The sequence below is a fragment of the Microbacterium sp. ACRRU genome (assembly GCF_022346945.1).
Classification (GTDB): domain Bacteria; phylum Actinomycetota; class Actinomycetes; order Actinomycetales; family Microbacteriaceae; genus Microbacterium; species Microbacterium mcarthurae.
Map to the genome: position 1 here is coordinate 63,253 of NZ_JAKRNI010000002.1, position 12,715 is coordinate 75,967.

Annotated in this window: 14 protein-coding genes; 8 read left to right on the forward strand and 6 right to left on the reverse strand. The window is 69.6% G+C overall.

Going from position 1 to position 12,715, the window contains the following annotated elements:
* Positions 1–124: 124 nt before the first annotated feature.
* Positions 125–1,450, reverse strand: coding sequence for a UDP-glucose/GDP-mannose dehydrogenase family protein (locus MHY30_RS01975; protein ID WP_239274829.1), 1,326 nt, complete (start codon positions 1,448–1,450; stop codon positions 125–127).
* Between the two features lie 74 nt (positions 1,451–1,524).
* Positions 1,525–3,090 carry a sugar transferase gene (locus MHY30_RS01980; RefSeq protein WP_239274830.1) on the reverse strand — a complete coding sequence of 522 codons (1,566 nt, stop codon included), beginning with the start codon at positions 3,088–3,090 and terminating at the stop codon, positions 1,525–1,527.
* 341 nt (positions 3,091–3,431) lie between these two features.
* On the opposite strand from MHY30_RS01980, the gene MHY30_RS01985 reads away from it, so the two are divergent.
* The gene (locus tag MHY30_RS01985; protein WP_239274831.1) at positions 3,432–4,538 is read left to right on the forward strand and encodes a PIG-L family deacetylase; all 1,107 of its coding nucleotides are present in this window, start codon (positions 3,432–3,434) and stop codon (positions 4,536–4,538) included.
* Here MHY30_RS01985 and MHY30_RS01990 read toward each other — a convergent pair.
* On the reverse strand, positions 4,531–5,076 hold the full coding sequence (locus tag MHY30_RS01990) for a YbhB/YbcL family Raf kinase inhibitor-like protein (protein WP_239274832.1): 546 nt from the start codon (positions 5,074–5,076) through the stop codon (positions 4,531–4,533). The genes MHY30_RS01985 and MHY30_RS01990 overlap by 8 nt on opposite strands.
* Positions 5,077–5,325: 249 nt before the next feature.
* Here MHY30_RS01990 and MHY30_RS01995 point away from each other — a divergent pair, with 249 nt between their 5' ends.
* Positions 5,326–6,378, forward strand: coding sequence for a PIG-L family deacetylase (locus MHY30_RS01995; protein WP_239274833.1), 1,053 nt, complete (start codon positions 5,326–5,328; stop codon positions 6,376–6,378).
* Between the two features lie 72 nt (positions 6,379–6,450).
* Here the strand turns inward: MHY30_RS01995 and MHY30_RS02000 are convergent, their stop codons facing one another.
* Together MHY30_RS02000 and MHY30_RS02005 are read right to left on the reverse strand one after the other, a co-directional pair.
* Positions 6,451–6,870, reverse strand: a complete 420-nt coding sequence (locus tag MHY30_RS02000; RefSeq protein ID WP_239274834.1) for an organic hydroperoxide resistance protein — start codon at positions 6,868–6,870, stop codon at positions 6,451–6,453.
* 41 nt (positions 6,871–6,911) lie between these two features.
* The gene (locus MHY30_RS02005) at positions 6,912–7,391 is read right to left on the reverse strand and encodes a MarR family winged helix-turn-helix transcriptional regulator (protein ID WP_239274835.1); all 480 of its coding nucleotides are present in this window, start codon (positions 7,389–7,391) and stop codon (positions 6,912–6,914) included.
* Positions 7,392–7,495: 104 nt separating this feature from the next.
* Here MHY30_RS02005 and MHY30_RS02010 point away from each other — a divergent pair, with 104 nt between their 5' ends.
* Positions 7,496–7,633, forward strand: a complete 138-nt coding sequence (locus tag MHY30_RS02010) for a hypothetical protein (RefSeq protein ID WP_239274836.1) — start codon at positions 7,496–7,498, stop codon at positions 7,631–7,633.
* Positions 7,634–7,727: 94 nt separating this feature from the next.
* On the opposite strand, the gene MHY30_RS02015 is transcribed toward MHY30_RS02010, so the two are convergent.
* Complete coding sequence (locus MHY30_RS02015) at positions 7,728–8,225, reverse strand: hypothetical protein (protein WP_239274837.1); 498 nt, start codon at positions 8,223–8,225, stop codon at positions 7,728–7,730.
* Between the two features lie 150 nt (positions 8,226–8,375).
* On the opposite strand from MHY30_RS02015, the gene MHY30_RS02020 reads away from it, so the two are divergent.
* The 5 genes from MHY30_RS02020 (at position 8,376) to glmM (ending at position 12,658) form a co-directional block, all read left to right on the forward strand.
* Positions 8,376–9,212 (forward strand): alpha/beta fold hydrolase, encoded by an 837-nt coding sequence (locus MHY30_RS02020; protein ID WP_239274838.1) that lies wholly within the window; start codon positions 8,376–8,378, stop codon positions 9,210–9,212.
* Between the two features lie 208 nt (positions 9,213–9,420).
* Complete coding sequence (locus tag MHY30_RS02025) at positions 9,421–10,158, forward strand: CPBP family intramembrane glutamic endopeptidase (RefSeq protein WP_239274839.1); 738 nt, start codon at positions 9,421–9,423, stop codon at positions 10,156–10,158.
* Positions 10,159–10,346: 188 nt separating this feature from the next.
* The gene (rplM, locus tag MHY30_RS02030) at positions 10,347–10,793 is read left to right on the forward strand and encodes a 50S ribosomal protein L13 (RefSeq protein ID WP_022877308.1); all 447 of its coding nucleotides are present in this window, start codon (positions 10,347–10,349) and stop codon (positions 10,791–10,793) included.
* Between the two features lie 24 nt (positions 10,794–10,817).
* The gene (gene rpsI, locus MHY30_RS02035) at positions 10,818–11,288 is read left to right on the forward strand and encodes a 30S ribosomal protein S9 (protein ID WP_239274840.1); all 471 of its coding nucleotides are present in this window, start codon (positions 10,818–10,820) and stop codon (positions 11,286–11,288) included.
* Between the two features lie 14 nt (positions 11,289–11,302).
* Entirely contained in the window at positions 11,303–12,658 is a 1,356-nt protein-coding gene (gene glmM, locus MHY30_RS02040; protein ID WP_239274841.1) for a phosphoglucosamine mutase, read from the forward strand.
* Positions 12,659–12,715 lie beyond the last annotated feature (57 nt).

Below are 12,715 nucleotides of genomic sequence, written 5' to 3' on the forward strand. Positions count from 1 at the left end.
TTCGCTTACTGGTGAGACGTGTCGACGGAGCGATTCGTCACGCGCGCATCCGATATTTCCGTCGTGGATGCCAGAGAAAAACGCCCCGACCGAAGCCGGGGCGTTTCTCCATCGACGGAGGCGGTCAGGGGCGACCCATACCGAAGTAGGTCCAGCCGGCCCCGCGCCACGCCGCGGCATCCAGGCAGTTCCGACCGTCGACGATGATCCGACCGGCCGTGAGCTCGGAGGCGTGGGCCGGATCCAGATCCCGCCGGTACTCGTCCCACTCGGTCACGACGATGACGGCATCCGCGTCGCGAAGGGCCTCGTCACGGTCTTCGACGTAGGTCAGCTGCGGGTGGATGCGGCGGGCGTTCGCGATCGCGGCCGGGTCGGTGAGCGTGACGTCGGCGCCCAGTCCGTGCAGACGCACCGCGACATCGAGAGCGGGGGAGTCGCGGATGTCGTCACTGTGGGGCTTGAAGGCGGCGCCGAGCACGGTCACCTTCTTCTCGAACACCGAACCGCCCAGGGCCTGCACGGTCAACTCGACCGCGCGGTCGCGACGACGCAGGTTGATCGCGTCGATCTCACGCAGGAAGGCCACCGACTCTCCGCGGCCGAGTTCCTCGGCGCGCGCGGAGAACGCCCGGATGTCCTTCGGCAGGCATCCGCCGCCGAATCCGATGCCGGCGCCGAGGAACCGCCGCCCGATGCGCGCGTCGTGGCCGATCGCGTCGGCCAGGGTGGTGACGTCGGCGCCGGTGACCTCGGCGATCTCGGCCATGGCGTTGATGAAGCTGATCTTGGTCGCCAGGAACGCGTTCGCGGAGACCTTCACGAGCTCTGCCGTGGCGTAGTCGGTGACGATGAAGGGCGTGCCCTTGGCGATGGACGGGCGATAGACCTCGCGAAGCACGTCCGCTGTGCGCGCGCCCTCTTCCGTCGGGGCGCCGTCGGCACTGGGCACACCGGCCACGAGCCGGTCCGGGTCGATGGTGTCCTGCACCGCCCAGCCCTCGCGCAGGAACTCGGGGTTCCACACCAGCGTCGCGCCTCGCTCGCTCACACGCGGCGCGAGCGACTCCGCGGTGCCCACGGGAACCGTCGACTTGCCCGCGACGATGTCGCCCTCGGTGAGGTAGGGAAGCAGGCCGTCCACGGCGGCGTGCACGTAGGTGAGGTCGGCGGCGTACCCACCGGGCTGCTGGGGCGTGCCGACGCCGATGAAGTGCACCGTGGCGCCCTGCGCCGCGGACATGTCCGTCGTGAACGACAGCCGTCCCGAGGCGATGCCCTCCGTGAGGATCTCCTGCAGTCCGGGCTCGAAGAACGGCGCCTCACCGCGGGACAGCGCCGCAACCTTCCGCTCGTCGACGTCGATGCCGACGACCTCGTGTCCGATGGATGCCATCGCCGCCGCGTGAACGGCTCCGAGGTATCCGCAACCGATGACAGAAAGACGCACGGGTCTCCTCCAGAGTTCATTTCCAGACGAACGCGAGTGTCGCGCCGTCGACCCGCGCACGAGGCGCGGGCAGTTCAGGCGGCCGTCTCGCCCGGCGCCAGGGCGGCGCGGGCGGTTTTGGCCAGGATGACGAAGTCGCCCACCAGCGTCCAGTTCTCGACGTAGGACAGATCGAGGCGCACCGACTCCTCCCACGACAGAGAGGAGCGACCACTGACCTGCCAGAGGCCGGTGATCCCGGGCTTGGCGAGGAAACGACGGTGCACATGGTCAGCGTAGAGCGCAACTTCCGAAGGGAGCGGAGGGCGGGGTCCCACGAGTGACATCGAGCCGCCGATGACGTTGAACAGCTGAGGGAGCTCGTCGAGGCTGAACTTGCGCATGATCCGCCCGATCGGCGTGACGCGCGGATCGTTCTTCATCTTGAACAGCACTTCGTTCCCGGCATCCCGCTCCTGCTTGGCCAGCTGTTCGAGAAGATCCTCGGCGTTGACGACCATCGACCGGAACTTGATCATCGTGAACTCCCGACCCCGGAAGCCGACCCGCTTCTGGCGGAAGAACACGGGGCCGTCGCTGGAGAGGCGCACGGCCATCGCGAGGAAGGCGAGCAGGGGACTGAGCACGATCACCCCGACGATGCTCGCGACGAGGTCGACCGTCCGCTTGAGGAACACCTGACCGCGTGAGAACCGCGGCGTCTCGACGTGGATGAGCGGAAGCCCCGCCACGGGGCGCGTGTGGAGTCGCGGTCCCGCGATGTCGATGATGCTCGGGGCGAGGACGAGGTGCTGGCGGCCCGCCTCGAGGCTCCACGAGATCTGCTTGACCTTGTCCGCCGGCAGCTCGTCGGCGCTGGCCACGGCGACGGTGTCGGCCCCGGTGACCTGGAGAGCGCGCGCGATGTCGCCCACGTGCCCCATGACGGGGATGTCGGTGCCCGGGATGGTGTCAGCGACCTTGCCGCTGGGCACGCAGGCGCCGACGACGCGATAACCGGCGTTGGGGTTGCGTGCGAACTCCCGGGCCACCTGGGTCACCGACGGGAGGGAGCCGACCAGAAGCACGCTCGCGGAGTACTTGCCGCGCGAGCGTTGCACGATGAGCCATTGCCGCCAGAGCCATCGGGTGAAGACCAGGACGAGGACGCCCACCGGGAGGCTGATGAGGAGGTATCCGCGTGCGACGTCGATCTGCGTGAGGAAGGCGATGATCGCGATGGTTCCGAACAGGCGGAAGCTCGAGTCGACGATGCGGATGTACTCCTGGGATCCCGTTCCCATCACACGGTCGCTGCGGGAGTCGATGAAGGACAGCGCCCACATCCACGCGACGATGAGGATGGCCGAGAACAGCCAGTAGGAGAGATCGGTGATGCGGCTGTCATGACTCGCGGCGACGGCGGCATTGCCCATACCGAACCACGCCAACTGGGTGCCATAGACGACCCAGATAAGCGAGGCCAGATCCGTAACGATCAAATTGCGGCGATACCGCTGGCGCCAGCGGTCGCGGGTGGGCGTGGCGTGGTCGCGGTCGAGGAAGGAGGTTCGGTTGGGCTCGTTGGCCGGGGCATCGTCGATGCCGCCGACGGCGCTCTGCGACGTCGATGTCGCTCCGACCTGAAGGTCAGACGTCACAGTGCGTAGGCCCCTTCCCCCGGAAGCCGGATCGTGGTTCTGTCGCTGAACGATAACAGCCTGAAGTCACCCCGTGAATCACCCGCAAATGAACGGATTGTTTCCTAGGGGTCGCAGGGCATCACCCGTTTTTTCCCTGATGACAGACTTGTCCACCAAATGGTGGACGCTTCGCGCGGGCGCGCGGCCGGCGTGGCGTGGGGCCGATACACGGAACTTTGTGCCTGTCAAGCGGGGGGAAATGCCCGCATACAGTGGTGTATAAGCGCGATGTTCCCTAGGATCGGCGTGAGTCGACGACATTGTTCGCGTCGGCGCACGCGACGCCGGGGGGATCGCCGATGACACGCGCCGACCGGCCGACCTTCCGCGCAGCGCGCGTCGGAGCTGGCGTTCTCGTTGCGGTGCTCGCCGTCGTCCTGCTCGTCGGGGCGTCGATCGTCGTGTCGAGCGCCTTCGGGGTCTGGCCGATCGGTGCCGCCGCGTCCGGTGTCGCCTCCTCCGCGACGCCGACCGCGACCGCGGCGCCCACGACGAGCTCCAGCCCTCTCCCTCCCTCGACCGCGACACCGCCCGCGGCGCCGCCGTCCGCCGCGCCGCCGGTCGTCGTTCCCCCCTCGCCGGGCGCGCAGCCCTGCGAGACCGAGACTCTCCTGACGATCTGGGCGCACCCGGACGACGACCTCATCTTCGGCAACCCCACGATCTCGGATGCCATCGCGGCGGGGCAGTGCGTGCGTACCCTGTTCCTCACGGGTGGGGACGCGGGCAAGGGTCTCGGCTACACGCATTCACGCGAGACGGGCATCCTGCACGCCTACGACCACATGCGCGGTGCGGACGGGCCCTGGGACTCCACCGTCGTGACGCTGGACGCGGGACTCCGGGTCGAACGCTTCAGCCCCCACGACGATGCACGCCTCTCGGTGATGTTCGCCCGTCTCCCCGACGGAAACATCACCGACGGCGGGTTCGACTCGACCGGTCACGCGACTCTCAGTCGACTGCTCGACGGGACGATCGGAGTCCTCGCGCCGACGGACGAGGGGCCGGCGGTGGACCGCGCGCAGGTGTCCGCATCCCTCACCGAGCTCGCGGCAGCGCTTCGCCCGACGCGCACCCTCACCCACGTTCCGCGCGGCAGTGCTTACGCGCCCGGCGATCACCCGGACCATTCCACCGTGGGCACCCTCGTGCGGGACGCGGTCGGGCACGTTGCAGAAGCCGTGCCGGGCATTCGCTATGCCGTGGGCTACCCGTCGGCGGATCTGCCGCGCACGCTCGACGGGCCGGTTCTGGATGCCAAGGTCGAGACGTATCGCATCTATGCGCAGCAGGACGAGGTGATCCGCTGCGCCGACCGAGATTCGTGTCTGAAGACGCGCCGGTTCGGAGACTGGTTGCGTCGGTCCTACCTCCTGAGCGAGGCCGACCTGCGCCTCAACTAGTCGCCCGCGGGTCCTCGTGCGCGTACGTGCCGTGAACGATTGCCCGGCCGAGCGTGTGGAAGGCGAGGGCGAAGGACACGGCCGCCGGTGTCGCTCCGGCATCCACGCCGAGGCTCTCCGTGTCCACCGCGTGTACGACGAAGAAGTAGCGGTGCGGCCGGTCTCCTTCGGGCGGCGCAGCACCCAGGAACCCCGCTTCTCCACCGTCGTTGCGGACGTGGAAAGCGCCCTCGGGCAGATCCCGGCCGGCGAAGCCCGCGGGGATCTCCCGCAGGTCGGCGGGCAGGTCGACGAGGACCCAGTGCCAGAATCCGCTCGGTGTGGGCGCATCCGGGTCGAAGCACGTGATCGTGAAGGACGCCGTGCCCTCGGGGACGTTCGACCACGCCAGATGAGGCGACGAGTTGCCGCGCGCGGCCACCTGGTCGTCCTTCAGCGGCTGACCGTCGATGACGTCGTTGCTCACGACGTCGAACGCGGCCGCCGCGGGGAGGAGCGGGTACGGGTCGGGGGTCTGCGGGCGGGTGAGATCGGTCATGACGGCACGATAGGACGCGGAGCGGGGGAACGAGCGGGGCTTGCCGCACATGTCCCGCCGTGGGTAGTCGGGACGCGAGCAAGGCGCAGAAGTCTCGGTTCCCCTGCCTCCCCTCACCCGGCGCGGCACGACGGGTGTGGAGTACCCGGATCTCCGCGGCCGGCGCGATAACGTCATGACGTCACGCCGAGCGCCGACCACCCGAAATCGTCGCGTCGCCCGGCCGGGGGGACAGAGGACGGAGCCACGGTGCACGACGAGGACCTTTCTGGGGCGGAGAGGGAGCAGGACGCGGTGCGTGCGGCGAGACGAATCCGCGCGACCCGTCGAGGGCTGCTCGTCGGAGGGCTGGCGCTGGTCGCCCTGGGCGGAGGGGCGCTGCTCGTGCGTCAGATTCGTCGCAGCGGTGGTCCCGCCCCCGCGTGGACGCCTCTTCGCGCGATCACTCCTCCTGACGCGCCCGCCGCCCTGTCTCCCGCCGTCGAAGCCCCGGGGATCGACACGGCGATGATGGTCTGGGCGCACGCCGACGACGACATCATCTTCGCCAACCCCGGACTGGCCGATGCGATCCTCAGCGGGGCGACCGTCCGCGCGGTCTACGTCACCGCCGGCGACGCCGGGAAGGGCATCGACTACGCCCGAGAGCGGGAGGCGGGGATCCGTGCCGCGTACGACGTCATGCGAGGGGGCACGGGGGAGTGGGACGAGCGGGAGATCACTCTGCTGAGCGGTGCTCGCATCACGCGATTCGTGCCGGCCGACGAGCCGCGGCTGTCGATCAGCGTCCTGCGGCTCCCCGACGGCGGGCTCGATGCTAAGGGCTTCGCGGCGACCGGCAACGCGGGACTCACGCAACTGATCAACGGCGACGTGGCCGAACTCGTGCCCATCGACGGAGGCCCGGCGTACGACCTCCCGCGCCTCACGGCGACGCTCGCCGAGCTCCTGGCGGCCGCCGCCCCGCGGCACGTCTGCACCAACGTGCCGCACGAGAGCGCCTACGCGCACGGCGACCACCCCGATCACTCGTGCGTCGGTTCGCTCGTTCGTGCGTCGGCGCCGGCGGTCGGCCTGACCGCGGAGAGGATGTCGTACTACCTGGGGTATCCGTCGCAGGATCAACCGGTCAATGTGACCGGCGCGGTGTTGGATGCCAAAGTCGAGGTGTATCGAACGTATGCGGCCGACGACCCCGTCGTGCGGTGCGCGGAGGCGTCGACGTGCCTCGCCCAGCCCGGTTTCGGCGAGTGGTTGAGGCGGACGTATCCGAAGACCGAGGCAGAGCTGCGGCTGTCCTGACTCCCCGGCCACTCGGCATCCGGCACGCGCGAAAGAGGGCGCCCGGTAGAGGCGCCCTCTTTCGCGCGTGGCTCAGTCGTCCGCGACGGTGATCGTGACCTCGATGTTGCCGCGCGTGGCGTTGGAGTAGGGGCAGACCTGGTGGGCCTCGTCGGCGAGCTGCTGTGCCTGATCGTGGTCGATGCCGGGGAGGACGACCTCGAGCAGGACGGCAAGCTGGAAGCCGCCCTGACCGTTCGACCCGATCTGGACGCGGCCGCCCACCGAGGAGTTCTCGAGCTTCACCTTGTGCCCGCGCGCCACCGCGTGGAGGGCGCTGTGGAAGCACGCCGCATAGCCGGCGGCGAACAGCTGTTCCGGGTTGGTGCCGTTGCCGGAGCCGCCCATCTCCTTCGGGACGGCGACGTCGAGGTCGAGCCGGTCGCCGGCGACGACGTGGCCGTTGCGGCCCTCGCCGGTGGACAGTGCTTCGGCGGTGTAGAGGACGTCCATGGGGATTCCTTTCGTCAGGACGAGGAGTGCCGGATCGGTGATCAGGCGGGAGGGGTGCGGGCGCCGACGGCGTCGAGCACGGTCTGCGGGTGGTCGCGCAGGTCGCGCATCGCCACGGTCAGTTGTTGCAGGGCGCTGATCAGCTCGTGGGCGCTGTCGGCGTCGGTGAGCCCCGACCCCACCGCGATACAGCGGGGCACGTGGGCGAGCTCTTCCCGCATCTCGCGGCCGCGCGCGGTGAGCGACACCGCGACGACTCGTTCATCGGCGGCCCGGCGTTCCCGCGTGATGTAGCCGGCGGACTCCATGCGCGCGAGCATCGGCGACAACGTCCCCGAGTCCAGCTGCAAGGCCTCGCCGAGCCCGCTGACGGTCTGGTCGCCGTCGTTCCACAGAGTCACGAGCGCGAGGTACTGCGGGTAGGTGAGGTTCCACGGGTCGAGAAGCACACGGTAGGCCTGCGTCGTCGTGCGGCTGGCGGCGTAGAGAGCGAAGCACACGAGCGAGTCAACGGATGACATACCGAAAGGATTGCACACAATTGAATTGTGCACAACCTGAATCTCAGGCTCGCCGGGAAGTCAACCCCTGCGCGTTATCGATAGACGGTTCCACCATGGATCGCATGACCCCCCGCAGTGACGCGAGCGCCGTCCCGCCGTCGGGCTTCCTTGCCGACGGTGAGCGCGATGTCCTCGCCATCAATGGGCACCACTTCGAACTCGGCATGTCTGGCGTGCCGGGCATCGTCGATTCCGCCTGACCCGCGCCCACTCGGCGATCCGCCGAACGGTGCAGGGACGCGTGTGCGCACCGTCCCGGCGGGGCCGTGCGCTGCCGCCCGAGGGCGAAGACGCTCAGCCGACCGGGCGCACGACGGCCCCGTCGGTCACCGCGATGGCGACCTCCTCGCCGTCGGTGAACTCGACGCGCCAGGCAGCGATGTCTTCTTCGCGCTCCAGGTCGACCTCCGAGATACCGATTCCGCGGCCATGGGTCGCCGCGGCGATCCGGACGGCGTCGGCCAGCGGCGTCGTCGCCGCGTCGAGGGCGGTGCGATCGTCCCGGTCGAGCGGGCGGGCGTCCTGCCGACCCGTCACCAAGGGGCCGGCGAGGTCGACGTCGACATCGACCGCGCGATCGTCGACGGCGACCCGGATGTCGGCAGACCCGTCCTCGATCTCCACCTCGAACGCTCGACCACCGGCATCCGATTCGGCACGCACGACGGCCGCGATCACCGTCTCGTACCCGGCGTCGCTCTCCGACGCGGAGGACGCGGGCGCGCACGCCGTCATCGTGACGGACAAGCCGAGTGCCGTGAGTCCGGCCAGAAGGGAACGCGTGGATGCCATGCGGCAAAGCTACCGATCCCGATTCGGCTGTCGCGCGTCGTTGCGCGCGGGCGCCCGATGTGGCATCCGCGCTCACCGAACGGTTATCAAGTCGTGCGGCCCGCGTCAACCGGAGGGGTGTGCTCAGGCTCGCGTCGAAGCATGACGTGCATGAGCGAAATCACCGCACACCACGGACTGCTGACCGACATCGACCTCCACGTCGACGACACCGGCGGGCCCGGTCGACCCGTGGTGCTCATCCACGGCTGGCCGCTCTCGGGCGAATCGTGGGCGCACCAGGTTCCGGCCCTGCAGAGTGCGGGGTACCGCGTCGTCACCTACGACCGCCGCGGCTTCGGTCGGAGCGACAAGCCCCGCAGCGGCTACGACTACGACACCTTCGCCGACGACCTCGAGGCAGTGCTGCAGGCGCTGGACCTTCGCGATGCCACCCTCGTGGGCTTCTCGATGGGCGGGGGAGAGGTGGCGCGCTACCTCACTCGGCACGGGTCCGACCGCGTACGCAGCGTCGTGTTCGCCGCCGCCGTTCCGCCCTACCTCGCGCAGACCGACGACAACCCCGAGGGTCCGCTCGACAAGGACACCGCGGAGGGCATGGAGAAGGGGCTCAAGGATGATGAGGATGCCTTCTACCGCCAGTTCACCACCGACTTCTTCTCCGTCGACGGCACGCTCGCGGTGCCGGAGGGGGAACGAGCCGAGGCCGAACGCCTGGCACATCAGGCCGACCATCACGCCGCGCTCGCCGCGATGAAGGCATTCGCCACGACGGACTTCCGCGATGATCTTCGCCACGTCACGGTGCCGACCCTCGTGCTCCACGGCGACAGCGACTCCACCGTCCCGTTCGAGGGCTCGGGCAAGCGCACGCACGAGGCGATCCCCGGCAGCGAACTCCACGTCGTCGCCGGTGCCCCGCACGGGGTGAACGTGAGCCACGCCGACGAGTTCAACCGCGCGCTGGTGAGCTTCCTGCAGCGCTGACCATCCGGCGACCACCCGCGGACACTCTCAGACCCGCCCCGGCGCACGCCGGGGCGGGTCGTGCGCGACGGGGGCCACGCGCTCCTTCGTGGAGCTCCCCGCCTCGGGTGACCGTGGAGAGACGCGTGGGTGCGAGAGGGGGTGACCCCAACGCCGAGACGCGCTTCCGGCCGCGGGAACGGGTGGGGCCGGCCGTACCGTACGGAGAGTGCCCGAACCGATCGCCGCTCCGCGTTCGCGCGGGCGCCGCCGCCATCGTGCCTGGCGGGAAGGCGGGTCCAGCGTCGCCCGGTGGGACGCGGAGATGCTCGGGTGGTCCATCGCCTCCCTGGGGGCCGGCGTCCTGGCCGCCCGCGCCGCCGCGCTGCTGCTCCCGCCCGTGCCGGCATCGATCGTCGCGACCGCGGTGCTGTGGGCATCCCTCACCCTGCCCGCCATCTGGGCGATTCGACGCTCGCGTCCTCGGGGGCTGACGGCGTTCCGCTGGGTCGATGCCGTCATCGGGGCGGTGTGGGGCATCCTGCTGCGGATCGCGCAGGGCGCGTTCGCCGCGGCTGCGGGACAGTCCGCGTGGCCGTCGGCAGCGGACCTCTCCTCCCCGGTGTTCATCGCCGAGGCCGCCGCGGCCACGGTCATCGCCCCCGTCGTCGAGGAGTTCTTCTTCCGGGCCGTGGTGGTGGTCGGCGTGTACACCATCGTCCACCGTCTCAGCGGACGTGTCGCGGCCGTCGTCGCCGCCCTGATCGTGTCGACGGTGCTCTTCGTCGCCGCTCATGGACTCGTGGCACCGCTCGCCCCCGCCGACGCTTCCTCTCTCGCCCTCGTGGGAGCCGTTGCGGGGATCTGCGTGCTGGCGACGGGCCGGATCTGGCCGGCGATCCTGGTCCACGCCGTGTACAACCTCACGGGGATAGCCGTCGTCGTCGTCGCCACTCTCGCGGTCTGAGGGCACGGGCCCCGTTTGGCCGTGGCATCCGGATGCCGTAAGCTAACCCTTTGGTGCCTGCCTCACTGCGAGTGGGTCACCCGAACGTGAGCCCTCCACCGGCCCCGTTGCCCGGTCATCGACCGGGGAACCGACCACCGGAGCGGGATTCACGAACTCCTCCGTTCGAACAAGAAAGCAGCACTACTGTGACGCGCACTTTCACCCCCAAGGCCGCAGAGGTCACGCGCGAGTGGGTCGTTATCGACGCCACCGACGTCGTCCTCGGTCGCCTCGCCTCGCACGCGGCGGCCCTTCTCCGCGGCAAGCACAAGGCGACCTTCGCCAACCACATCGACTCGGGTGACTTCGTCATCGTGATCAACGCCGACAAGGTCGCGCTCACGGGCCAGAAGCTCCAGAAGAAGATGGCCTACCGTCACTCGGGCTACCCGGGTGGCCTCAAGGCCGTCAGCTACGAGGAACTCCTCGAGAAGAACCCCGTCCGCGCGGTCGAGAAGGCTGTCCGCGGCATGCTGCCCAAGAACAGCCTCGGCGCGGCGCAGCTCAAGAAGCTCAAGGTCTACCGCGGCGCCGAGCACCCCCACGGTGCCCAGCAGCCCACCGCGTACACCTTCGACCAGGTCGCCCAGTAAGCGCCGCCGGATAAGGACGAAACAGTGTCGAACATCGACTCCAGCAACTACAGCACCGAGACGCCGGCCGAGCAGTCCGTCGTCGCGGCCGAGCGCCCCGTTCTCTCGGTCCCCGGCGCAGCCGTCGGCCGTCGCAAGCAGGCCATCGCCCGCGTGCGCCTGGTCCCCGGCTCCGGCACGATCACGGTTAACGGCCGCACGATCGAGGACTACTTCCCGAACAAGCTCCACCAGCAGCTCATCAACGACCCGTTCACGGTCCTCGAGCTCGCCGGCTCCTACGACGTGATCGCCCGCATCTCCGGTGGCGGCCCCTCGGGCCAGGCCGGCGCGCTGCGCCTGGGCATCGCCCGTGCGCTCAACGAGATCGACGCCGAGAACAACCGCCCGGGTCTGAAGAAGGCCGGCTTCCTTTCGCGCGACGCTCGCGTCAAGGAGCGCAAGAAGGCCGGTCTCAAGAAGGCCCGCAAGGCGCCTCAGTACTCCAAGCGCTGAGTTCGACGTTCCGGATGCCTCTTTTCGGCACGGACGGGGTGCGGGGGCTGGCCAACGGCCTCCTCACCGCCGAACTCGCGCTGCACCTGGCCCAGGCGACCGCGGTCGTCCTGGGCCAGGGCCGTTCGGCGGAGGCGCGCAAGGCCGAAGGCCGTCGACTCACCGCCGTCGTCGCGCGCGACCCGCGTGTGTCGGGGGAATTCCTCTCGGCCGCGGTCGCCGCGGGCCTGGCCTCGTCGGGAGTCGACGTGTTCGACGCGGGCGTGATCCCCACCCCCGCGACGGCATTCCTCATCGCCGACCGCGACGCCGACTTCGGGGTGATGGTTTCGGCCTCGCACAACCCCGCACCCGACAACGGGATCAAGATCTTCGCGCGCGGCGGCACGAAGCTCCCTGACATCGTCGAGCAGCGCATCGAGCGCGCACTCGAATGGGACCGACTGCAGCCCACCGGCGCCGGCGTGGGCCGCATCCGCCGTTTCGCCGACGCGGAAGACCGCTACGTCGTGCACCTTCTCGGTTCGCTACCGCACCGGCTCGATGGCATCCATGTCGTCCTCGACTGTGCCCACGGGGCGGCCGCGGGTGTGTCGCCCGAGACGTTCCGCGACGCCGGGGCGACAGTGACGGTCATCGGCGCCGAACCCGACGGCCTCAACATCAACGACGGCGTCGGCTCGACCCACCTCGACGTGCTCGCTGAGGCGGTCGTCCGGCTCGGGGCCGACGTGGGTATCGCCCACGACGGTGACGCCGACCGGTGCCTCGCCGTCGATGCACAGGGCAACGTCGTCGACGGCGACCAGATCATGGCGATCCTCGCCGTGGCGATGAAGGAACGCGGGGCGCTCGCGCACGACACCCTCGTTGCGACGGTCATGAGCAACCTCGGTCTGCATCGTGCGATGGCCGAGCACGGCATCCAGGTCACGCAGACGGCGGTGGGCGACCGCTACGTGCTCGAGGCGATGAACGAGGGCGGATACTCCCTCGGCGGCGAGCAGTCGGGGCACGTCATCATGAGCGAGTTCGCCACGACCGGCGACGGGCTGCTCACGGGACTCCACATCGTCGCCGAGATGGCACGTCAGAACAAGACCATGGCCGAGCTCGCGTCGATCATGACGGTGTACCCCCAGATCCTCGTCAACGTCCGCGGCGTCGACCGCGAGCGCGTGTCCGACGAGGTCGTGCAAGAGGCCGTCCGCTCGGCAGCGGCCGACCTCGGCGATTCCGGCCGCGTGCTGTTGCGCGCGTCGGGCACCGAGCCGCTCGTGCGTGTCATGGTCGAGGCGGCGTCCGAGGACGTCGCGCGCGCTCACGCCGATCGCCTCGCCGAGGTGGTCCGCGAGCGCCTGTCCCTCTAGGGCGTGAGTCGCCAAGATTTGTCACCTGCGGGTGCCCCGCGGCGACAAATCTTGGCG

What these genes read in the sequence shown, in the direction of transcription:
- MHY30_RS02010 (WP_239274836.1), top strand. Translation starts at nt 7,496, where the DNA reads ATGACCCCCCGCAGTGACGCGAGCGCCGTCCCGCCGTCGGGCTTCCTT.
- MHY30_RS02015 (WP_239274837.1), bottom strand. Translation starts at nt 8,225, where the DNA reads ATGGCATCCACGCGTTCCCTTCTGGCCGGACTCACGGCACTCGGCTTG.
- MHY30_RS02000 (WP_239274834.1), bottom strand. Translation starts at nt 6,870, where the DNA reads ATGGACGTCCTCTACACCGCCGAAGCACTGTCCACCGGCGAGGGCCGC.
- MHY30_RS01990 (WP_239274832.1), bottom strand. Translation starts at nt 5,076, where the DNA reads ATGACCGATCTCACCCGCCCGCAGACCCCCGACCCGTACCCGCTCCTC.
- glmM (WP_239274841.1), top strand. Translation starts at nt 11,303, where the DNA reads ATGCCTCTTTTCGGCACGGACGGGGTGCGGGGGCTGGCCAACGGCCTC.
- MHY30_RS02005 (WP_239274835.1), bottom strand. Translation starts at nt 7,391, where the DNA reads ATGTCATCCGTTGACTCGCTCGTGTGCTTCGCTCTCTACGCCGCCAGC.
- MHY30_RS01985 (WP_239274831.1), top strand. Translation starts at nt 3,432, where the DNA reads ATGACACGCGCCGACCGGCCGACCTTCCGCGCAGCGCGCGTCGGAGCT.
- MHY30_RS02020 (WP_239274838.1), top strand. Translation starts at nt 8,376, where the DNA reads ATGAGCGAAATCACCGCACACCACGGACTGCTGACCGACATCGACCTC.